This is a genomic window from Delftia sp. DT-2 (assembly GCF_028401915.1).
In the GTDB taxonomy this organism is placed as follows: Bacteria; Pseudomonadota; Gammaproteobacteria; order Burkholderiales; family Burkholderiaceae_C; genus Comamonas; species Comamonas tsuruhatensis.
The window spans coordinates 248,125-267,133 of record NZ_JAQOTI010000001.1 but is presented as its reverse complement, the minus strand read 5'-3'; the positions used below and the strand labels follow the sequence as shown (position 1 = coordinate 267,133).

The 19,009-nt window shown below is 68.2% G+C and carries 21 protein-coding genes; 15 read left to right on the top strand and 6 right to left on the bottom strand.

The window, feature by feature from the left end; all coding sequences use genetic code 11:
• Positions 1-315: 315 nt before the first annotated feature.
• The 4 genes from PO605_RS01215 to PO605_RS01200 all read left to right on the top strand — a co-directional run bounded on the left by PO605_RS01215 (position 316) and on the right by PO605_RS01200 (position 3,157).
• On the top strand, positions 316-1,512 hold the full coding sequence (locus PO605_RS01215; RefSeq protein ID WP_016448983.1) for an aspartate aminotransferase family protein: 1,197 nt from the start codon (positions 316-318) through the stop codon (positions 1,510-1,512).
• 10 nt (positions 1,513-1,522) lie between these two features.
• On the top strand, positions 1,523-2,455 hold the full coding sequence (gene argF / locus PO605_RS01210) for an ornithine carbamoyltransferase (RefSeq protein WP_016448984.1): 933 nt from the start codon (positions 1,523-1,525) through the stop codon (positions 2,453-2,455).
• Positions 2,456-2,496: 41 nt separating this feature from the next.
• Positions 2,497-2,715, top strand: coding sequence for a hypothetical protein (locus PO605_RS01205; RefSeq protein WP_016448985.1), 219 nt, complete (start codon positions 2,497-2,499; stop codon positions 2,713-2,715).
• 94 nt (positions 2,716-2,809) lie between these two features.
• Complete coding sequence (locus PO605_RS01200; protein ID WP_016448986.1) at positions 2,810-3,157, top strand: YkgJ family cysteine cluster protein; 348 nt, start codon at positions 2,810-2,812, stop codon at positions 3,155-3,157.
• 50 nt (positions 3,158-3,207) lie between these two features.
• Here PO605_RS01200 and PO605_RS01195 read toward each other — a convergent pair whose 3' ends face one another.
• Genes PO605_RS01195 through PO605_RS01185 form a run of 3 tightly spaced genes read right to left on the bottom strand, consistent with a single transcriptional unit; the run spans position 3,208 to position 5,713 of the window.
• Positions 3,208-3,402: a hypothetical protein gene (locus PO605_RS01195; RefSeq protein ID WP_047474007.1), complete on the bottom strand. Its 195-nt coding sequence runs from the start codon at positions 3,400-3,402 to the stop codon at positions 3,208-3,210.
• Positions 3,403-3,416: 14 nt separating this feature from the next.
• Positions 3,417-5,360 carry a ferrous iron transporter B gene (feoB, locus tag PO605_RS01190; RefSeq protein WP_016448988.1) on the bottom strand — a complete coding sequence of 648 codons (1,944 nt, stop codon included), beginning with the start codon at positions 5,358-5,360 and terminating at the stop codon, positions 3,417-3,419.
• Complete coding sequence (locus PO605_RS01185; RefSeq protein ID WP_016448989.1) at positions 5,357-5,713, bottom strand: FeoA family protein; 357 nt, start codon at positions 5,711-5,713, stop codon at positions 5,357-5,359. Before PO605_RS01185 ends, feoB begins: the two co-directional genes overlap by 4 nt.
• Positions 5,714-5,908: 195 nt before the next feature.
• Here PO605_RS01185 and PO605_RS01180 point away from each other — a divergent pair, with 195 nt between their 5' ends.
• On the top strand, positions 5,909-6,229 hold the full coding sequence (locus PO605_RS01180; RefSeq protein WP_026062772.1) for a YkgJ family cysteine cluster protein: 321 nt from the start codon (positions 5,909-5,911) through the stop codon (positions 6,227-6,229).
• Between the two features lie 24 nt (positions 6,230-6,253).
• On the opposite strand, the gene PO605_RS01175 is transcribed toward PO605_RS01180, so the two are convergent.
• Complete coding sequence (locus tag PO605_RS01175; protein ID WP_016448991.1) at positions 6,254-6,724, bottom strand: Lrp/AsnC family transcriptional regulator; 471 nt, start codon at positions 6,722-6,724, stop codon at positions 6,254-6,256.
• Between the two features lie 138 nt (positions 6,725-6,862).
• Between PO605_RS01175 and PO605_RS01170 the strand changes: the two genes are divergently transcribed.
• The 9 genes from PO605_RS01170 (at position 6,863) to kynU (ending at position 16,006) form a co-directional block, all read left to right on the top strand.
• On the top strand, positions 6,863-8,302 hold the full coding sequence (locus PO605_RS01170) for an amino acid permease (protein WP_272205793.1): 1,440 nt from the start codon (positions 6,863-6,865) through the stop codon (positions 8,300-8,302).
• A 75-nt stretch (positions 8,303-8,377) separates the two neighbouring features.
• Positions 8,378-9,583: an amino acid aminotransferase gene (locus tag PO605_RS01165; protein ID WP_197065132.1), complete on the top strand. Its 1,206-nt coding sequence runs from the start codon at positions 8,378-8,380 to the stop codon at positions 9,581-9,583.
• Positions 9,580-10,440 (top strand): tryptophan 2,3-dioxygenase, encoded by an 861-nt coding sequence (kynA, locus tag PO605_RS01160; protein ID WP_047471633.1) that lies wholly within the window; start codon positions 9,580-9,582, stop codon positions 10,438-10,440. The genes PO605_RS01165 and kynA (PO605_RS01160) overlap by 4 nt, the downstream gene beginning before the upstream one ends.
• Before the next feature lie 176 nt (positions 10,441-10,616).
• A complete protein-coding gene (locus tag PO605_RS01155) occupies positions 10,617-10,994 on the top strand; it encodes a RidA family protein (RefSeq protein WP_013803668.1) in 378 nt (125 codons plus the stop codon).
• A 105-nt stretch (positions 10,995-11,099) separates the two neighbouring features.
• Entirely contained in the window at positions 11,100-11,720 is a 621-nt protein-coding gene (locus PO605_RS01150; RefSeq protein WP_047471637.1) for a LysE family translocator, read from the top strand.
• Between the two features lie 12 nt (positions 11,721-11,732).
• Complete coding sequence (locus tag PO605_RS01145) at positions 11,733-12,518, top strand: helix-turn-helix domain-containing protein (RefSeq protein WP_016448995.1); 786 nt, start codon at positions 11,733-11,735, stop codon at positions 12,516-12,518.
• Positions 12,519-12,617: 99 nt separating this feature from the next.
• A complete protein-coding gene (locus PO605_RS01140; protein ID WP_016448996.1) occupies positions 12,618-14,015 on the top strand; it encodes an amino acid permease in 1,398 nt (465 codons plus the stop codon).
• A 4-nt stretch (positions 14,016-14,019) separates the two neighbouring features.
• Positions 14,020-14,649, top strand: a complete 630-nt coding sequence (gene kynB, locus PO605_RS01135) for an arylformamidase (RefSeq protein ID WP_047325874.1) — start codon at positions 14,020-14,022, stop codon at positions 14,647-14,649.
• A 52-nt stretch (positions 14,650-14,701) separates the two neighbouring features.
• Positions 14,702-16,006: a kynureninase gene (gene kynU, locus PO605_RS01130; RefSeq protein WP_016452599.1), complete on the top strand. Its 1,305-nt coding sequence runs from the start codon at positions 14,702-14,704 to the stop codon at positions 16,004-16,006.
• 17 nt (positions 16,007-16,023) lie between these two features.
• On the opposite strand, the gene PO605_RS01125 is transcribed toward kynU, so the two are convergent.
• Entirely contained in the window at positions 16,024-17,028 is a 1,005-nt protein-coding gene (locus tag PO605_RS01125) for a DNA-3-methyladenine glycosylase family protein (protein WP_047474450.1), read from the bottom strand.
• Positions 17,025-17,933, bottom strand: coding sequence for a bifunctional DNA-binding transcriptional regulator/O6-methylguanine-DNA methyltransferase Ada (gene ada, locus PO605_RS01120; protein ID WP_017407564.1), 909 nt, complete (start codon positions 17,931-17,933; stop codon positions 17,025-17,027). The genes PO605_RS01125 and ada overlap by 4 nt, the downstream gene beginning before the upstream one ends.
• Positions 17,934-18,096: 163 nt before the next feature.
• On the opposite strand from ada, the gene kynA (PO605_RS01115) reads away from it, so the two are divergent.
• Positions 18,097-18,972: a tryptophan 2,3-dioxygenase gene (gene kynA, locus PO605_RS01115; protein WP_034365327.1), complete on the top strand. Its 876-nt coding sequence runs from the start codon at positions 18,097-18,099 to the stop codon at positions 18,970-18,972.
• Positions 18,973-19,009: the final 37 nt, after the last annotated feature.

The following is a 19,009-nucleotide window of genomic DNA, read 5'->3' as shown; positions in this document are numbered from 1 at the left end:
GGAGCAAAACAGGCGGCTTGCCAAGGGGCCCAGCACCTTGCCACTTCCTGTTTGCGCAAGTCCTTCAAAAAAGTCAGAGCCCGCAGACAGGATCGCTGCCGGCAGGCCAAGCAGGCATTTTATCTCTTATATAAGAGCTGGACCGTTGTGCAGCGCACTAACCAAGTGTGGCGTAGGTTCATTGCATGGCTGTGATGCGCAAACCGCAACGGTAGGCCATTGCGCGGCCCCTAGAATCGGGCTTCGCTGTTTTTCAGGCATCTGCGGCGGCAACGCCCGGATGCCGTTTACTTTCCAGCTCAGGAGATTTTTGCAATGACCGCTTTCATCGAGGCTGCCTCGCCCCACGTGATGAACACCTATGGCCGCGTACCGATCGCTCTGGAGCGAGGCCAGGGCTGCCGCGTGTGGGACGTCAACGGCAAGCAGTACCTCGATGCGCTGGGCGGCATTGCAGTGAACACGCTGGGCCACAACCACCCCAAGCTGGTGCCTGCGCTGCAGGACCAGGTGGCCAAGCTCATCCACACCTCCAACTACTACCATGTGCCCGGCCAGGAAACGCTGGCCAAGCTGCTGACCGAGCGCGCGAAGATGACCAATGTCTTCTTCTGCAGCACGGGCCTGGAGGCCAACGAGGCCGCCATCAAGATCGCGCGCAAGTACGGCGTGGACAAGGGCATCGCCAAGCCGGTGATCGTGGTCTACGAGCATGCCTTCCACGGCCGCTCCATCGCCACCATGACGGCCACGGGCAACCCCAAGGTGCGCGACGGCTTCGGCCCGCTGCTCGACGGCTTCCTGCGCGTGCCGGTCAATGACTTCGAGGCGCTGCAGCAGGCCACGGCCGGCAACCCCGACGTGGTGGCCGTGATGATGGAGCCCATCCAGGGCGAAGGCGGCCTGCACCCCATGCGCATCGAGTACATGCAGCAGGTGCGCGCCCTGTGCGATGCCAACGGCTGGCTGATGATGTTCGACGAAGTCCAGGCGGGCATGGGCCGCACGGGCAAGTGGTTCGCCCACCAGTGGGCCGGCATCGTCCCCGACGTGATGACCCTGGCCAAGGGCCTGGGCTCGGGCGTGCCCATCGGCGCCGTCGTCGCCCATGGCAAGGCGGCCACCGTGCTGCAGCCGGGCAACCACGGCTCCACCTTCGGCGGCAATCCGCTGGCCATGCGTGCGGGCATCGAAACCATCCGCATCATGGAAGAAGACGGCCTGCTGGCCCATGCCACCAAGGTGGGAGACCGCCTGAAGTCCACGCTGCAAAAGGAGCTGGCCGACGTCAAGGGCGTGGTCGATGTGCGCGGCCAGGGCCTGATCATCGGCATCGAGCTGAACAAGCCCTGCGGCGCCCTGCTGGGCCGTGGCGCCGAAGCCGGCCTGCTGTTCAGCGTGACCGCCGACACCGTGGTGCGCCTGGTGCCGCCGCTGATCATGACCGAGGCCGAGGCCGACGAAGTGGTCGCCAAGCTCAAGCCCCTGATCGTGCAATTCCTGTCCGAATGAGGACCTGCCTATGACTGCCATCAAGCACTATCTGCAGTTTTCCGACTTCACGGCCGACGAGTACGCCTATGTGCTCGAGCGCGCGGCCCTGATCAAGAAGAAGTTCAAGAACTACGAAAAGCACCACACGCTCAGCGACCGCACGCTGGCCATGATCTTCGAGAAGGCCAGCACGCGCACCCGCGTGAGCTTCGAGGCCGGCATGTACCAGCTCGGCGGCTCGGTGGTCCACCTGACCACGGGCGACAGCCAGCTGGGCCGCGCCGAGCCCATCGAGGACAGCGCGCGCGTCATCAGCCGCATGACCGACCTGGTGATGATCCGCACCTACGGCCAGGACAAGATCGTGCGCTTTGCCGAGTACTCGCGCGTGCCCGTCATCAACGGCCTGACCAACGAGTTCCACCCCTGCCAGATCCTGGCCGACATCTTCACCTTCATCGAGCACCGCGGCTCGATCCAGGGCAAGACCGTCGCCTGGGTCGGCGACGGCAACAACATGGCCAACACCTGGCTGCAGGCTGCCGACCTGCTGGGCTTCACCGTCCACGTCAGCACGCCGGGCGGCTACGAAGTGGACGAGAAGCTGGCCTTTGGCGGCAAGGCGCCGCGCGAGGGCTGCTACAAGGTCTTCAAGGACCCGCTGGATGCCTGCAAGGGCGCCGACCTGGTGACCACCGACGTGTGGACCAGCATGGGCTACGAGGCCGAGAACGAGGCCCGCAAGAAGGCCTTCGCCGACTGGTGCGTGGATGCCGAGATGATGGCCGCCGCGCGTGCCGACGCCCTGTTCATGCACTGCCTGCCCGCCCACCGTGGCGAGGAAGTGCAGGCCGAGGTCATCGACGGGCCGCAGTCCGTGGTCTGGGATGAGGCAGAGAACCGGATGCACGTGCAAAAGGCACTGATGGAGTACCTGCTGCTGGGCCGCCAGCCGGGCTGATCACGCCCACTCCTTTGGCCCAGGCGCATTCCCCCACACCCATGCACCTGAGCCACGAACACTCCAGACACCGCCTGCAGGCCAAGCGCCCCCAGGCGGTGTTTCCGTTGGGCGGCTGCGCATTGCGCCATCCGCACATTGCACGCCATACGCGCGTGCCCTCCTTCTTCGGGCCGCGCCGGCATTTCGCGGCCCGGGTGCGTGCGCTGTTCGTGCGCATCCACACCTTCTATCTGAAGTTCCTCCAGGGCCATACCTAGGGCCGCACCCCCTCTTCCCAGCCTTATGCGCCGCCCCGGGCACCGGGCGCGGCAAGCCTGTGCGTGCCCTGCTGTCTCCCGAAGAAGAACTTCCATGTCCGAAGCCCTGCATCCCTGCCTGAACTGCGGCGTCTGCTGCGAACACTTCCGTGTCGAATTTTCCGTCTACGAACTGCGCTCCATGGGCGGCACCGTTCCCGATGAACTGGCCCATGAGGTCCACGGCAACCGCTGGCGCATGAACGGCACCGAGCGCCGCCCCGTGCGCTGCACGGCCCTCACGGGCCGCTGCGGCGAACAGGTGGCATGCAGCATCTACGAGCAGCGCTCATCGACCTGCCGGGAATTCGAGATGGGCACGGACCGCTGCAACGCTGCGCGCCTGGCGCATGGCCTGCCTGCGCTGGATGACGGCGCCCGCATCTGGCTGGCCGCTGCCTGAGCGTGCAACCGGCCGGAGGCCCGGCGACCGGCCTGGCGACCGATCTGGCGCTATGGCTGGCGCCTGTCCGGTGCGCAGCTGTCTCCGCCGCAGGCGCTGCAGCCGCCGCAGCCGCCTCCGTCCTTGGGCGCCAGCGACGGATGCAGCTGACCGGCCTTCAGCCGCCAACGCGCCGGCAGGTAGCGCCAGACCAGGGACACGGCCGCCACCATCACGATCACGCCCACGATGATGTTTTGCCACATGCTCAATGCCCTCCTCAGCCCGCGCCCAGCGCGAGGGCCACGCGGTAGGTGATGAAGCTGGCCAGGTAGGCCAGCGCGAACAGGTAGCCCGTCATCAGCAGCGGATAGCGCCAGCCATTGGTCTCGCGCCGCACGGCCGCCAGCGTGGAAATGCACTGGGGCGCGAACACGAACCAGGCCAGCAGCGACAGCGCCGTGGCCAGGGACCAGGTATGGGCGATCAGCGGCCCCAGCTGCTCGGCCATGGCCTCGTCGCTGGCAGCGGACAGTGCATAGACCGTGCCCATGGCACTGACGGCCACTTCGCGCGCGGCCATGCCGGGCACCAGGGCGATGGCGATCTGCCAGTTGAAGCCGATCGGCGCCAGCACCACCTCCAGCCAGCCGCCGATGCGGCCTGCAAAGCTGTAGCGGATGGCCGCTTCGGTGACGCCATCGGGCGGCGCCGGGTAGCTGGCCAGGAACCACAGCACGATGCTCACGGTCAGGATGATGCCGCCGACGCGGCGCAGGAAGATCATGGCGCGCTCGTACAGGCCCAGGGCCAGGCTGCGCGGGCTGGGCCAGCGGTAGGAGGGCAGCTCCATCAGCAGCGGCGTGGGGCCGGCGCTGCGGCCCACCAGCTTGGCCACGCCGGCCACGGCCATGGCACTGGCGATGCCGGCCACGTACAGCGCGAACAGCACCAGGCCCTGCAGGTTGAAGATGCCGCCCACCGTGCGCTCGGGAATGAAGGCGCTGATCAGCAGCGCATAGACCGGCAGGCGCGCCGAGCAGGTCATCAGCGGCGCGATCATGATGGTCACCAGGCGGTCGCGCCAGCTGGTGATGGAGCGCGTGGCCATGATGCCGGGCACGGCGCAGGCGAAGCTGGACAGCAGCGGAATGAAGGAGCGGCCCGACAGGCCGACCTTGCCCATGATGCGGTCCAGCAAAAAGGCGGCACGAGGCAGGTAGCCCGAATCCTCGAGTGCAAGGATGAACAGGAACAGGATCAGGATCTGCGGCAGGAAGACCAGCACGGCGCCCGTGCCGGCGATCACGCCATCGGCCAGCAGGCTGCGCAGCGCGCCTTCGGGCATGTGCTCGTTGACCAGGGCCGAGACGGCCGAAACGCCGCCCTCGATGCCATCCATCAGCGGCTGTGCCCAGCTGAACACGGCCTGGAACATCAGGAACAGCGTGGCTGCCAGCAGCAGCATGCCCCACAGCGGGTGCAGCACCACGGCGTCGATGCGGTCGTCGCGCCGGGTGTCCACCACGGGCTCCTTGACGCAGTCGGCCATGATGCGGGCCACCTGCTGGTGCAGGGCCAGCACCTGCTCGCGCGCATCGCCCGGGCGGGCCGGGGCCTGCAGCTGCGGCGCCGCCAGGGCGCGGGCTTCGGGGCCGTCCAGCCATTGCAGCAGTTCGCGCGCGCCGTCCTGGCGCACGCCCACCGTGGACAGCACGGGCATGCCCAGGGCGCGTGACAGCGCCTCGCGGTCGATATCGATGCCCTGGCGCCTGGCCATGTCGCTCATGTTGAGCACCAGCAGCATGGGCAGGCCCAGGCGCTGGGCCTCCAGCACCAGGCGCAGGTTCAGGCGCAGATGGGTGGCGTCGGTGACGCAGACCAGCAGTTCGGGCGGCGCCTCGCGCGCATGGCGACCCGAGACGATGTCGCGCGTGATGCGCTCATCCTCGCTGTGCGCATGCAGGCTGTAGGTGCCCGGCAGGTCCAGCACGCGCACGCGCCGGCCGCTGGCCGTGCTCAGCCAGCCTTCCTTGCGCTCCACGGTCACGCCCGCGTAGTTGGCCACCTTCTGGCGTGCGCCGGTCAGCAGGTTGAACAGCGCCGTCTTGCCGCAGTTGGGATTGCCCAGCAGGGCCAGGCGCAGTGCGGAATCACCGCTGCCGCCGCCGCCCTGGGCAGGCTGCAGCGGCTGGATGAGTTTGGGAGAGGACGACGCGCTCATGCCACCGCCTCCGGCGCCACGCGCACCAGGGCCGCCTCATGGCGGCGCAAAGCGAACGTGGTCTGGCCCACGCGCACGGCCAGCGGGTCGTCGCCCGGAAAGCCCGCGGCCAGGATGCGCACGGGCTCGCCGGGCAGAAAGCCGATCTCCATGAGCCGCAGCAGCAGTTCCTGCTCGCTGGCATCGCGTGCGGCATGGAGCTCGACCACGCGCGCCGATACCTGGCGGGGCAGGGCATCAAGGGTGATGGCCGTGGTGGCAGCAACGGCGGCAACGGCAGCAGAGGAGGACATGGGAGGCGCGGACAGCGTGGACGGAGCCGCAGCGTCCGTCGCGGGGTTCATCGAATGCATGGCGTGTTGTATCAATTGATTTTTATTCTCATTTTGATTTTGATCGAACCCGGGCGGCGGGACCGCGCATGGTATCGGAGTGCGGGACAGGGTTTTGCGTTCCCGGCTTTGCCCCCTGGCGGGCCCAGGCGGGCGGCGCGCGGCACAATGGCGGCCGACGCCGACACGGCCTTTGCGCACTCCCCTCCCCACGCCATGACCCATCCCTGCCTGAGCTGCGGCGCCTGCTGCGCGTCGTTTCGCGTGGACTTTTCCGTGCACGAGTCGCAGGCGCAGGGCGGCCGCGTGCCAGCCGGGCTGGCCGAGGAAGTCACCGACCACACCTGCCGCATGCGCGGAACCGACTGGGCGCGTCCCCGCTGCGCGGCCCTGGTCGGCAAGGTGGGCGAGAAGGCCCATTGCGGCATCTATGAATGGCGCCCCTCGCCCTGCCGCGAGTTCGCCGCCGGCAGCGATGCCTGCAACCGCGTGCGCGTGCGCCATGGCATGCAGGCGCTGGACAGCGGCCTGCTCTAGCAGCCTGCCAGGCGCCACCAGCCGTCATTCCACCGGCAGCCCCGCCAGCTGTCCCTTGAATTCCTGCAGCGAGAAATGCGTGTGCACCTGGCGCACGCCGGGCAGCCGGTGCAGGCGGCTGAGCAGCAGATCGGAATAGGCGTCGAGATCGCGCGCCACGACGACCAGCAGGAAGTCCTCCGGCCCCGAGATGCCATGGAACATCACGACCTCGGGAATGGCGCAGACCGCTTCCTGGAAATGGCGCGAGGACTCCTCGTTCTGGTGGTCTATGCCCACCATCACGAAGGCCAGCACGCCAAAACCTATGGCGCGCCGGCTCAGCGCGGCGTGGTAGCCGGTGATCACGCCCTCGTCCTCCAGCCGCTTGATGCGCCGCCATGACGGTGACTGCGACAAATGCACACGCTGCGCCAGCTCCCCCGAGGTCAGCCGCGCGTTGTCCTGCAGGGCGCGGATCAGCAGCCGGTCCGTTCTGTCGATGTCGATTGGCATAAACCACCTATGAATTCATGTTTCACAGAATAACTTATCCAAGATCAAGTCGATTTAGGGATAACTACTAAACGTCCCGCGAAGGCCGTCCATAGCATCCGCCTCCGAAGCCCCCCACAGCAACGGAGACAACAACCCATGCCAGCCTTCGAAGACATCGTCCAGCGCGAAGCCGGACTCCAACAGCAGCTGTCCGCCGGACAGATGACCATGATCGCCATCGGCGGTGCCGTCGGCACCGGCCTGTTCCTGGGCAGCGGCTTTGCCATCGGCTTTGCCGGGCCCAGCGTGCTGATCAGCTATGCCATCGGCGCAGTGATCTCGCTGCTGCTCATGGGCTGCCTGGCCGAGATGACGGTGGCCCACCCGACCTCGGGCTCGTTCGGCGCCTATGCCGAGCACTACATCAGCCCGATGGCCGGCTTCATGGTCCGCTATGCCTACTGGGCCTGCGTGGTGCTGGCCGTGGGCACCGAGGTGACGGCCGTGGGCCTGTACATGGGCTACTGGTTCCCCGAGGTGCCGCGCTGGGCCTGGGTGGTGATCTTCTCGGGCGCGCTCATCGGCGTGAACATGATGAGCGTCAAGGCCTTCGGCGCCGTGGAGTACAGCTTCTCCATGATCAAGATCATCGCCATCGCGGCCTTTATCGTGGTCGGCGCCTGGGTGGTGTTCGGCGCCCGTCCGGACGGCGTGGGCTTTGCCAACTACGTCAACAACGGCGGCTTCTTCCCCAACGGCCTGTGGGGGACCTGGGTGGGCGTGATCATCGCCATCTTCAGCTACCTGAGCATCGAGATGATCGCGGTGGCCGCCGGCGAGGCCAAGGACCCGCAGCGCGCCGTCACCAGCGCCTTCCGCTCCACCATGGTGCGCCTGGTGGTGTTCTACCTGGCCACGATCGCGCTGATGCTGGCCATCGTGCCGTGGTCGGCCGCCGGCAAGGAGGGCAGCCCCTTCGTCAAGGTGATGGAGATCATTGGCCTGCCCGGCGCGGCCAGCGTGGTCAATTTCGTGGTGCTGGTGGCCGCCCTGTCGGCCATGAACAGCCAGCTGTACATCACCACCCGCATGATGTTCAGCCTCTCGCGCGCCGGCCATGCGCCCGCCGTGCTGGGCCGCGTGAACTCGCGCGGCGTGCCGCTGCCGGCGCTGCTGCTGTCCTGCCTGGGCATTGCCGTGGCCACGCTGTTCAACATCATCAATCCCGAGCAGTCCTTCATGCTGATGATGGCCGTGGCCATGTTCGGCGCCATGTTCACGTGGTTCATGATTTTCGTGACCCACCTGTTCTTCCGCATCCACTGGGTGCGCCAGGGCAACAAGCCGCTGGCCTTTCGCATGTGGGGCTTTCCGGTGCTGACGCTGCTGGGCGCGGCGCTGATGCTGGCCGCCCTGGTGTCCACGCTGTTCACCGACGTATTCCGCCTGACCGTGCTCACGGGCCTGCCCTTTTTGCTGCTGCTGGCCGCCGTCTACGCCATCTGGTATCGCCGGCCGGCCGGCCAGCCCTCCCCTCAGACCCCAACCCCACCCCAGACCCTAACATCCACCCAAGCCCAGGTTCCCGCCCGGTGACATCCGGCCTCCCGTTTCTCTCTCTGCCTTAGACACATGACGACTCTTGCCCCCCTCGATACCGCCCGCGCCTCGATGTTCAGCCACGTCCCGCCCTACCCCGGTGATCCCATCCTGTCGCTGATGGAGGCCTTTCAGCAGGACCCACGCGCCGACAAGGTCAGCCTGAGCATCGGCCTGTATTTCGACGAGGCCGGCCGCCTGCCCGTGCTGGACTGCGTGCGCCAGGCTGGCGATGCCCTGGCCCGCGAGCAAAGCCCCAGCGGCTACCTGCCCATCGAAGGCATTGCTCCCTACCGCCAGCTGGTGCAGGACCTGGTGTTCGGCGCCGGTCATGAGGCCGTGCGCAGTCAGCGCATCGCCACCGTGCAGACCCTGGGCGGCTCGGGCGCGCTCAAGCTGGGCGCGGACTTCATCCAGCACTATTTCCCCGGCGCCGAGGTCTGGCTCAGCGATCCCACCTGGGACAACCACCTGGCCATCTTCCAGGGCGCGGGACTGCGCACCCACAGCTATCCCTACTACGACGCGGCCACGGGCAGCCTGCGCTTCGACGCCATGCTGCAGACGCTGCGCGAACTGCCCTCGGGCAGCGTGGTGCTGCTGCATGCCAGCTGCCACAACCCCACGGGCGTGGACCTGTCGCGCGAGCAGTGGCAGCAACTGATCCCGGTGATCGTGGAGCGCGGCCTGATCCCCTTCGTGGACATGGCCTACCAGGGCTTTGGCGATGGGCTCGATGAAGACGCCTGGTCCGTGCGCGCCCTGGCCGACGCGGGCGCCCAGGCCTTCGTGGCCAATTCGTTTTCCAAGAACTTCTCGCTGTATGGCGAACGCGTGGGCGGCCTCAGCGTGGTCTGCAACGACGCGTCCACGGCCGGCAATGTGCTGGGCCAGCTCAAGGCCACGGTGCGCAGCAACTATTCCTCGCCACCCACCCGTGGCGCACGCCTGGTGCAGCAGGTGCTGGCATCGCCCGAGCTGAGCGCCCAATGGGCACAGGAGCTGGCGCAGATGCGCGGGCGCATCAAGGACATGCGCGCCCAGCTGCACGGCGCGCTGCAGGAGCGCTTTGGCGAGCGGCGCGACTTCGGCTTCCTGCTGACCCAGCGCGGCATGTTCAGCTACACAGGCATCACCGAGCCCCAGGTCCACCGCCTGCGCGACGAGCATGGCGTGTACCTGATCCGCTCGGGCCGCATGTGCATGTCGGGCCTGTCCGGCGCCAACGTGCAGTACGTGGCCGACGCCATTGCCACGGTGCTGGAGTCGCCGCAATGAGCGGCTGCCCCGTCCATGGCGGCCTGACCGAGCGCATCGTCGCCGAGGAAAGGGCGCAGCTGGATTTCAGCCAGTCCATGAGCTATGGCGACTACCTGCAGCTGGACGCCATCCTGGGCGCACAGCAACTGCTGTCGCCCACGCATGACGAGTTGCTGTTCATCATCCAGCACCAGACCAGCGAGCTGTGGATGAAGCTGATGCTGCACGAGCTGGGCGCGGCCACGGCCGCCGTGGCGGCCGACCGCCATGCAGATGCCTTCAAGATGCTGGCCCGCGTGAGCCGCATCATGGAGCAGCTGGTCGGCGCCTGGTCCGTGCTGGCCACCATGACGCCTACCGAGTACACGGCCATGCGCCCGTATCTCGCCAGCTCCAGCGGCTTCCAGAGCTACCAGTACCGCTGCATCGAGTTCGCGCTGGGCAACAAGAACGCCGCCATGCTCCAGCCCCATGCCCACCGCCCGGACCTGCTGGCGCGGGTGGAGGCCGCATGGCGCGCACCTTCCCTGTACGACGAGGCCCTGCGCCTGCTGGCACGCCAGGGGCTGGCCATTCCTGCCCGGCACCTGGAGCGCGACTGGACCCTGCCCTACACGGCCAGCCCCGAGGTCGAGGCCGCCTGGGCCCAGGTCTACCGCGACCCGCAGTCGCACTGGGACCTGTACCAGCTCGGCGAAAAGCTCGCCGACATCGAGGACGCCTTCCGCCTGTGGCGCTTTCGCCATGTGACCACGGTGGAGCGCGTCATCGGCTTCAAGCGCGGCACGGGCGGCACGGGCGGCGTCAGCTATCTGCGCAAGATGCTGGACGTGGTGCTGTTCCCCGAAATCTGGTCCGTGAGAACGAAACTGTGACCCCTGAGCGGCTTTGCCGCTTCCCCCGCTCTCGCTGCGCGGGCGCGGGACGACACCATCGCTGCGGGGCGGCGCGGCCGGCCTAGGCCCTTGCTCGGCGTCCGCCGATGGGCCGCGCCAAGTTTCCGGCGCAAGAACACCATGCCTTCGCATGTAGTCAAAACACAAGGAAATCCATGAAGCAAATCATCGACGTGGGACTGCCGCCGCTCAAGCAGCCCTTCTCCTGGGCCGTCAAGGCCAGCGGCCAGATGCTGTTCACGGCCCACGGCCCCGTGCGGCCCGACGGCAGCATCGACACCGGCCCCATCGAACAGCAGGCGCGCCTGACCTTCACCAACCTGCGCAACGCGCTGCAGGCCGCAGGCGGCACGCTGGCGCATGTGACCCAGGTGCTGATCTACATGACCGACGTGGCCGACATGCCGGCCATCGACGCCGTGTACCGCGAGTTCTTCGAGGCACCCTATCCCAACCGCTCCAGCATGGGGATTTCGGCGCTGGTGGTGCCGGGCATGAAGCTGGAGATCGTGGCCTACGCCATGCTCCCCTAGAGGCTGTGACGGACATGCCGGCGCCCCGCAATTGCGTTCAATACAGGGCCGGCGTGCGGGACGAGACTGCGTGCCTTGTGCAGTCCTGCGTCCGCGCGAAATCTCATGTCCTCCTCGCTGCTCGCCATGGGCGTCTTCACCCTCGTGGGTGCCATCACGCCCGGCCCCGTCAATGTGCTGGCCCTGCGCCACGGCGCAGCCCGCTCGCGCCTGGTCTCTGCCGCCTATGTGCTGGGCGCCAGCGCCAGCTATGCGGCCGTGGTCTGGGTCATGGGCCAGGGCGCACGGTGGCTGCTGCAGACGCTGCCGCAACTGTCTGCGGCCGCACAGTGGCTGTGCGCCGCCTATCTGCTGTGGCTGGCCTGGCGGCTGGCCAACGCGCCTGTGGGCCAGGCCGGTGCGCAGCAGCAGGCCGGATCGCAGCGCACGCTGCAGGCCTTGCTGCAAGCGCTGTTGCAGGGCACGGCCGTGCAGACGCTCAACCCCAAGGCCTGGCTGGTGGCGCTGGCCGGCGTGGGCCTGTTCGTGCTGCCCCATGCGAATGCGCCGTGGGCGCTGCTGCAGTTTTGCGCCATCTCGCTGCTGGCCTGCCTGGTGGGGGTCGGCAGCTGGGCGCTGCTGGGGCAGCTGCTTTCGGGCTGGCTGCGCACCGAACGCCGCCAGCGCCTGTTCCACCGCCTGCTGGCCCTGCTGCTGGTCGCCAGCGTGGCGGCCATGCTGGCATGATGGCTGGCCGCCATGACTTCAGCCTCTCCCCACCGATTCCACCGCCATCCGGCCGCTCCCTGGGCCGAGCTGCGCGACAGCGCGCGCTCGCCGCATTGCTTTCGGCTCCACATGCATGCCGAGTATTCGATAGGCATCGTGGACGCGGGCCGCACCGTGTTCCACCATGCCCACGGCCCGCAGCCCGTGGAGGCGGGCGGCGTGGTGCTGATCGAGCCCGGCGCCTGGCATGCCTGCAATCCCGACCCCGGCGCGCCATGGTCCTACCGCATGCTGTTTGTCGATGCCGACTGGCTGCACGCGCGGCTGGGCGTGGCCGCGCTGCGCTTTCCCCGGCGCACGCTCACGGATGCGGACATCGCCCGCCTGGTGGATGGCCTGTGCCGCCCCGTCGATGGCGCGGCCGCCGCCGACCGCCTGGCCCTGGGCCTGGAGCACCTGCTGGACCGCTGTGCCCAGCCCGCAGCCTTGCCCCTGCCCGGCGATGCGGCGGCCCTGGCCCCCGCGCTGCAGCGCCTGCATGCAGGACCCGATGCAGGCCTGACCGTGCAGTCCCTGGCCCAGGAATGCGGCATGAGCGCCACGCGCTTCATCCGCCGCTTCAAGGCGGCCACGGGCATGACGCCCGGCAGCTACCGCCTGAACCTGCGCATCAACGGCGCGCGCCGCCTGCTGGCCACGGGGGCGGCGCTGTCCGATGCGGCCTATGCCATGGGCTTTGCCGACCAGGCCCACCTGCAGCGCGCCTTCAAGGCCCACCATGCGCTGACGCCGGGCTGCTACGCACGCGGAGCCTGAGCCGGACCCTCCCATGGTTTTGCAGCGGCCAGCCCGGGGCCGGCGGTGAAAGCGCAGATACTTACGCCTTCCGCTTTCAGCCCCCAACCGCCGCGCACCATGGCCGCCTTCCAAGACATTCAGCAACGAGAAACCGGCCTGCGCCAGCAGCTGTCCGCCGCCCAGATGGTGATGATCGCCATCGGAGGCGCCATCGGCACCGGCCTTTTCATGGGCAGCGCCTTCGCCATCGGCTTCGCCGGCCCCAGCGTGCTGGTCAGCTACGCCATCGGCGCGCTGATCTCGCTGCTGCTCATGGGCTGCCTGGCCGAGATGACGGTGGCCCATCCGACCTCGGGCTCGTTCGGCGCCTATGCCGAGCACTACATCAGCCCGATGGCCGGCTTCATGGTCCGCTATGCCTACTGGGCCGCCGTGGTGCTGGCCGTGGGCATGGAGGTGACGGCCATAGGCATCTACATGGGCTACTGGTTCCCCGACGTGCCGCGCTGGATCTGGGTGGTGGTGTTCTCGGGCGCGCTGGTGGCCGTCAACGCCAGCAGCGTCAAGGCCTTCGGCCAGGTGGAGTACGGCTTTTCCATGGTGAAGATCATCGCCATCGTGGCCTTCATCCTGATCGGCGCCTGGGTGGTATTCGGCTCGCAGCCCCAGGGCATCGGCTTTTTCAACTACACGGCCGATGGCGGCTTCTTCCCCAAGGGCCTGTGGGGCACCTGGGTGGCCGTGATCATCGCCATCTTCAGCTACCTGAGCCTGGAGGCCGTGGCCGTGGCGGCGGGCGAGGCCGAGGACCCCAAGCGCGCCATCACCCGGGCCTTTCGCACCACCATGGCGCGCCTGGTGATCTTCTACCTGCTGACGCTGGCGCTGATGCTGGCCATCGTGCCCTGGCAGCAGGCCGGCACGGACAAGAGCCCCTTCGTGAAGGTGATGGAGATCATCGGCATCCCGGGCGCTGCCAGCATCATCAACTTCGTGGTGCTGGTGGCCGCGCTGTCGGCCATGAACAGCCAGCTGTATGTGACCTCGCGCATGATGTTCAGCCTGTCGCGCGGCGGCTATGCGCCCTCGGTGTTCGGGCGGCTGAACAGCCGCGGCGTGCCCGTGGCGGCGATTGCCATCTCCTGCCTGGGCATTGCCGTGGCCGTGGCCGTGAACCTGTGGAAGCCCGAAGGCTCGCTGCTGTGGATGATGTCCGTGTCCATGTTCGGCGCCATGTTCACCTGGTTCATGATCTTCGTGACCCATCTGTTTTTCCGCGCGCGCTGGTCGCGCGAGCATCCGGGCCAGCGCCTGCAGTTCCGCATGTGGGGCTATCCGCTGTTCACACTGGCCGGCGCCGCGCTGATGCTGGGCGTGATCGTCACCACCTATTTCACCGAGGTCTTCCACATGACGCTGCTCACGGGCCTGCCCTTCCTGGGCCTGCTGGCCCTGGTGTATGCGCTGTGGTACCGGCCGCGCGCACAGGCCGCCCGAACCGCCCCGAAGGAGTGAAACCATGACCCGCAGACTCTGGGACATCTCCCCGGCCGTGCAGGCCGCCAGCCCCGTCTTTCCCGGCGACACGGCCTACAGCCAGCAATGGTGCGCCACCATCGGGCCGGGCTGCCCGGTCAATGTCAGCGCCATCACGCTGTCGCCCCATGTGGGAGCGCATGCCGATGCACCGCTGCACTATGACGCGGACGGCGCCAGCATTGGCCATGTGGACCTGGACGCCTTCCTCGGCCCCTGCCGCGTGATCCACGCCATCGGCAAGGGACCGCTGGTCGAATGGGAGCACATCGCCCACGCCGTGGAGCATCTTCCGGCACGCGTGCTGGTGCGCACCTACGAGCGCGCCCCCGCCACCTGGGACCAGGAACTGGCAGCCTATGCACCGGCCACGGTCGAGCGTCTGGCCGACCTGGGCGTGAAGCTCATCGGCATTGACACGGCCAGCATCGACCCGGCCAGCAGCAAGAGCCTGGACAGCCACCAGGTGATCCGCCGGCGCGGCCTGCGCGTGCTGGAGAACCTGGTGCTGGACGAGGTGCCCGAGGGCGACTACGAGCTCATCGCCCTGCCGCTCAAGCTGGTCGAGGCCGATGCCTCGCCCGTGCGCGCCGTGCTGCGTGCCCTGGCCTGATTCCCGGGCCGCACCTTTCGCCTTTCGCCTTTTCCATACCCAAGGAGACCCCGTGACGAGCCTGCAAGACTGCCTCACCCTCGATGCGCAAGACCCGCTGCGCGCCCTGCGCGACCAATTCACGCTGCCCGAAGGCGTGATCTACCTTGACGGCAATTCGCTGGGCGCCAGCCCCCGCGCCGCCGCCGCGCGCGTGGCCGAGGTGGTGCAGCAGGAATGGGCGCAGGGCCTGATCCGCTCGTGGAACGATGCCGGATGGATCAGCCTGCCCCAGCGCCTGGGCGACCAGTTCGCCCCCTGGCTGGGCGTGGGCGCGGGCGAGCTGGTGTTCACCGACACGGCCTCCATCAACCTCTACAAGGTGCTGACGGCTGCGGCCCGCATCGCGCGCGAGGACGCTCCGCAGCGCAAGCGCCTGATCAGCGAGCGCAGCAACTTCCCCACCGACCTCTACATCGCCCAGTCGGTCTGCCAGGAATACGGCCTGGAGCTGGTGCTGCTCGAACCCGAGGAGATTGCCGATGCGCTGACCGACGAGGTCGCCATCTGCATGCTCACCCATGTGAACTACCGCACGGGCGCCATGCACGACATGGCTGCCGTGACGGCTGCCGCGCAGGGCAAGGGCATTCTCTGCGTCTGGGACCTGTGCCACAGCGCGGGCGCCGTGCCTGTCGATCTCAAGGGCGCGAATGCCGACTTCGCCATCGGCTGCAGCTACAAGTACCTCAACGGCGGCCCCGGTGCGCCGGCCTTTGTCTGGGCCCATCCACGCCTGATCAACCGCTTCTGGCAGCCGCTGTCGGGCTGGTTCGGCCATGCCGAGCCTTTCAAGTTCGTGCCGGACTACCACCCGGCCCAGGGCATACAGCGCTACCTGTGCGGCACCCAGCCCATGGTCAGCCTGAGCGTGCTGCAGTGCGGCCTGGACGTGTTCACGGCCGTGGAGCCGCTGGGCGGCATGGACGCGCTGCGCAACAAGTCGCTGGCGCTGACCGACCTGTTCATCGCCCTGGTCGAGGAACGCTGCCAGGGCCACGGCCTGGGCCTGGCCACGCCGCGCGAGCACGGCCGGCGCGGCTCCCAGGTCTGCCTCACGCGCGAGGAGGGGCTGGGCGTGGACGGCAAGGACAGCGGCGCCTATGCCATCGTGCAGGCGCTGATCGCGCGCGGCGTGATCGGCGACTTCCGCAAGGGCGACGGCACGGGCCTGCACAAGGACATCCTGCGCTTCGGCTTCACGCCGCTGTACGTGGGATTCGAAGATGTCTGGCATGCCGTGGAGCACCTGCGCCAGGTGCTGGAATCGGGCGAATGGCGCAAGCCGGAGTTCAACCGCGTCAATGCGGTGACCTGAAGCCTGGAGCCAGCCCTTCAGAACGCCGTCGACGACAGCGAGGCCCAGAGATGGGCCGCGACCAGGGCGCGCCAGGGCGCGAAGTCCCGCAGCCACAACTCGGTCTGCGCGGCGTCCACGGATTCCGTCTCCAGCAGCCGCGCCAAGGCGCGGCGCACGGCCACATCGCCGTGCAACGGGCCGTCCAGGTGGCCATAGCCGCGCAGCAGCATGTAGTTCACGGTCCACGGGCCGACGCCCTTGAGGGCCAGCAGCCGCCGGCTGATCTCGCTGGCGGGCAGCTCGGGCATGGCGGCCCAATCGTCCAGCGGCAGTTCGCCCGCCTGCACGGCATGCGCCAGCAGGCGCAGCGTATGGGTCTTGCTTCGGGAAAAGCCGGCCGCGCGCAAGTCGTCCTCGCTCAGCTGCGCCACCTGCGCGGCCTCCGGCATGCACCACAGCTGCTGCGGCGCGTCGGCATGGCCATCGTGCAGCGCCACCGGCTGGCCGGCTGCAGCGATCAGGCGGCGGCGCAGCGACACGGCTGCCGCCACGCTGATCTGCTGCCCGGTGACGGCCCAGCTCAGCGCCTCCCAGGGCGTGCAGGCCGCGGGCACATGCAGGCCCCGCTGGCGCGCCAGCAGCGGTCCCAGCAGCTCATGGCGGCCAAAGCGGCGCTCGAACTCCCCCACATCCTGGGACAGTCCGAACATGCGCCGCAGCATGGCGGCCAGCACATCGTCCATGCCGGTGATTGCGCCCGCATCGGCGGGCAGGTGCCATCGGGCCTGGACCACGGCCGCCTCTTCGCACTGCTGCGTCAGCTCCAGGGTGAGCAGCGTGGGAAGGCCTTTCCACATCAGGCCCTTGTGCATGCGGATGGTGCCGCCATCCTGCAGATCGCATTCGGACAGGCGCTGGGCATCGCGCCGGTGAAAGCCCCAGAACTCGGTCATGCGGTAGCCGGCCGGCAGCGTCAGTTGCTGCTGCGCCTGATAGGTCTGGCCGGTGCCACGCCCTCGCCCCTGCCCCTGCCCGCTCATGCGCTTCCTGCCTGGCGCAGCGGTGCGTGCCCAGCGTCCTTGCCAGCCGCCTCCTGCGCCTGGCGCGCCTCGCGCAGCAGCAGGGCGCGCTTGCGCTCCACGCCCCAGCGGTAGCCGGAGATGCTGCCGTCATTGCGCACCACGCGGTGGCAGGGCACGGCCACGGCAATGGGGTTGGCCGCGACGGCGCTGGCCACGGCCCGGGCACCCGTGGGCATGCCCAGGCGCAGGGCCAGTTCCGAATAGCTCAGGGTCTGGCCGGCGGGAATGGCGCACAGCGCCTGCCATACGCGCTGCTGGAAGGCCGTGCCCTGCACATCCAGCGGCAGTGCCAGGCCCCGGCGCGGCTGCTCGACCAGGGCCACGACCTGGGCCACGGTGTGCTCGAATCCGGCATCGCCGCCCACCAGTTCGGCCAGCGGAAAGCGCTGCTGCAGGTCCTGGACCAGGGCCTCGGCATCGTCGCCCAGCAGCACGCAGCACACGCCGCGATCGGTGCTGGCCACCAGGATGCTGCCCAGCGTGCATTCGGCCACCGCAAATCGGATGGTCTGGCGCATGCCGCCGCGCCGGTAGTCGCCGGGCGCCATGCCCAGCATGGCGCCTGCGTCGCGGTAGAAACTGCTGCTGGCCGCATAGCCGCTGAGGTAGGCGGCATCGGTGACCGAGTCGCTCTGGCCTGGCTGCAGCGCCTGGCGCAGCGCACGCGCGCGGTGCGCCTTGGCATAGGCCTTGGGCGTGAGGCCCGTGGCCTGCTTGAACAATCGGTGCAGCTGCCAGGGGCTCAGCCCCGAGCGTTCTGCCAGCGCGCCCAGGGCGGGGGGCGGCTCCTCGGTCTCCAGCCAGCGGCAGCATCGGGCCACCAGGGCAGCGGGGTTGGCAGGGGCATCGCTGGCTTGATTCATGGCTTGGTGGGACACGGCATGTCTTTCAGGGTCATCGGATGCTCTACTCTACGCAGCCCGGCGCGGGCGCGCATCCCGCTTCTTGCAAGCCGCAGGATTGCTGCGCGGGATTCGGTTACGCTGCGCCCTGCATTTTCCGCATCGAGACTTGCGAGACTCCCACATGACCACCGAACACTCCGGCTGTCCCATGAACAGCCCCGGCCGCACCGAATCCATCGTCAAAGAGGAGCGCGCCCAGCTGGACTTCAGCCAGTCCATGAGCTATGGCGACTACCTGCACCTGGACCAGATCCTCACGGCCCAGCACCCGCTGTCGCCCGCGCATGACGAGATGCTGTTCATCATCCAGCACCAGACCAGCGAGCTGTGGATGAAGCTGATGCTGCACGAGGTCCGCGCCGCCACGGCCGCCATCGCAGGCGGCACGCGCGCCGACGCCTTCAAGATGCTGGCCCGCGTCAGCCGCATCATGGAGCAACTGGTCAGCGCCTGGACCGTGCTGTCCACCATGACGCCGCCCGAGTACACGGCCATGCGTCCCTACCTGGCCAACTCCAGCGGCTTCCAGAGCTACCAGTACCGCTGCATCGAGTTCTCCCTGGGCAACAAGAATGCCGCCATGCTCCAGCCCCATGCCCACCGGCCCGATCTGCTGGCCCAGGTGGAGGCGGCATGGCGCTCGCCCTCGCTCTACGACGTGTCCCTGCAACTGCTGGCGCGCGAGGGCATCGAGGTGCCCGCCGACCGGCTGGAGCGCGACTGGACCCAGCCCTACGAGGCCAGCGAAGGCGTCAAGCAGGCCTGGATCACGGTCTACCGCGATCCCCACCAGCACTGGGACCTGTACCAGCTCGGCGAAAAGCTGGCCGACATCGAGGACGCCTTCCGACTTTGGCGCTTCCGCCATCTGACCACGGTGGAGCGCGTCATCGGCTTCAAGCGCGGCACGGGCGGCACCGGCGGCGTCAGCTACCTGCGCAAGATGCTGGACGTGGTGCTGTTCCCCGAAATCTGGGCGCTGCGCACCGAGCTGTAAGAACTGGCGGGCGCCACCGACGGCAGACCGCTGCGGT

Excerpts from the sequence above, each read along its gene's own strand:
- PO605_RS01215 (WP_016448983.1), top strand. The coding sequence starts at position 316 with ATGACCGCTTTCATCGAGGCTGCCTCGCCCCACGTGATGAACACCTAT.
- argF (WP_016448984.1), top strand. The coding sequence starts at position 1,523 with ATGACTGCCATCAAGCACTATCTGCAGTTTTCCGACTTCACGGCCGAC.
- PO605_RS01205 (WP_016448985.1), top strand. The coding sequence starts at position 2,497 with ATGCACCTGAGCCACGAACACTCCAGACACCGCCTGCAGGCCAAGCGC.
- PO605_RS01200 (WP_016448986.1), top strand. The coding sequence starts at position 2,810 with ATGTCCGAAGCCCTGCATCCCTGCCTGAACTGCGGCGTCTGCTGCGAA.
- PO605_RS01195 (WP_047474007.1), bottom strand. The coding sequence starts at position 3,402 with ATGTGGCAAAACATCATCGTGGGCGTGATCGTGATGGTGGCGGCCGTG.
- feoB (WP_016448988.1), bottom strand. The coding sequence starts at position 5,360 with ATGAGCGCGTCGTCCTCTCCCAAACTCATCCAGCCGCTGCAGCCTGCC.
- PO605_RS01185 (WP_016448989.1), bottom strand. The coding sequence starts at position 5,713 with ATGCATTCGATGAACCCCGCGACGGACGCTGCGGCTCCGTCCACGCTG.
- PO605_RS01180 (WP_026062772.1), top strand. The coding sequence starts at position 5,909 with ATGACCCATCCCTGCCTGAGCTGCGGCGCCTGCTGCGCGTCGTTTCGC.
- PO605_RS01175 (WP_016448991.1), bottom strand. The coding sequence starts at position 6,724 with ATGCCAATCGACATCGACAGAACGGACCGGCTGCTGATCCGCGCCCTG.
- PO605_RS01170 (WP_272205793.1), top strand. The coding sequence starts at position 6,863 with ATGCCAGCCTTCGAAGACATCGTCCAGCGCGAAGCCGGACTCCAACAG.
- PO605_RS01165 (WP_197065132.1), top strand. The coding sequence starts at position 8,378 with ATGTTCAGCCACGTCCCGCCCTACCCCGGTGATCCCATCCTGTCGCTG.
- kynA (WP_047471633.1), top strand. The coding sequence starts at position 9,580 with ATGAGCGGCTGCCCCGTCCATGGCGGCCTGACCGAGCGCATCGTCGCC.
- PO605_RS01155 (WP_013803668.1), top strand. The coding sequence starts at position 10,617 with ATGAAGCAAATCATCGACGTGGGACTGCCGCCGCTCAAGCAGCCCTTC.
- PO605_RS01150 (WP_047471637.1), top strand. The coding sequence starts at position 11,100 with ATGTCCTCCTCGCTGCTCGCCATGGGCGTCTTCACCCTCGTGGGTGCC.
- PO605_RS01145 (WP_016448995.1), top strand. The coding sequence starts at position 11,733 with ATGACTTCAGCCTCTCCCCACCGATTCCACCGCCATCCGGCCGCTCCC.
- PO605_RS01140 (WP_016448996.1), top strand. The coding sequence starts at position 12,618 with ATGGCCGCCTTCCAAGACATTCAGCAACGAGAAACCGGCCTGCGCCAG.
- kynB (WP_047325874.1), top strand. The coding sequence starts at position 14,020 with ATGACCCGCAGACTCTGGGACATCTCCCCGGCCGTGCAGGCCGCCAGC.
- PO605_RS01125 (WP_047474450.1), bottom strand. The coding sequence starts at position 17,028 with ATGAGCGGGCAGGGGCAGGGGCGAGGGCGTGGCACCGGCCAGACCTAT.
- ada (WP_017407564.1), bottom strand. The coding sequence starts at position 17,933 with ATGAATCAAGCCAGCGATGCCCCTGCCAACCCCGCTGCCCTGGTGGCC.
- kynA (WP_034365327.1), top strand. The coding sequence starts at position 18,097 with ATGACCACCGAACACTCCGGCTGTCCCATGAACAGCCCCGGCCGCACC.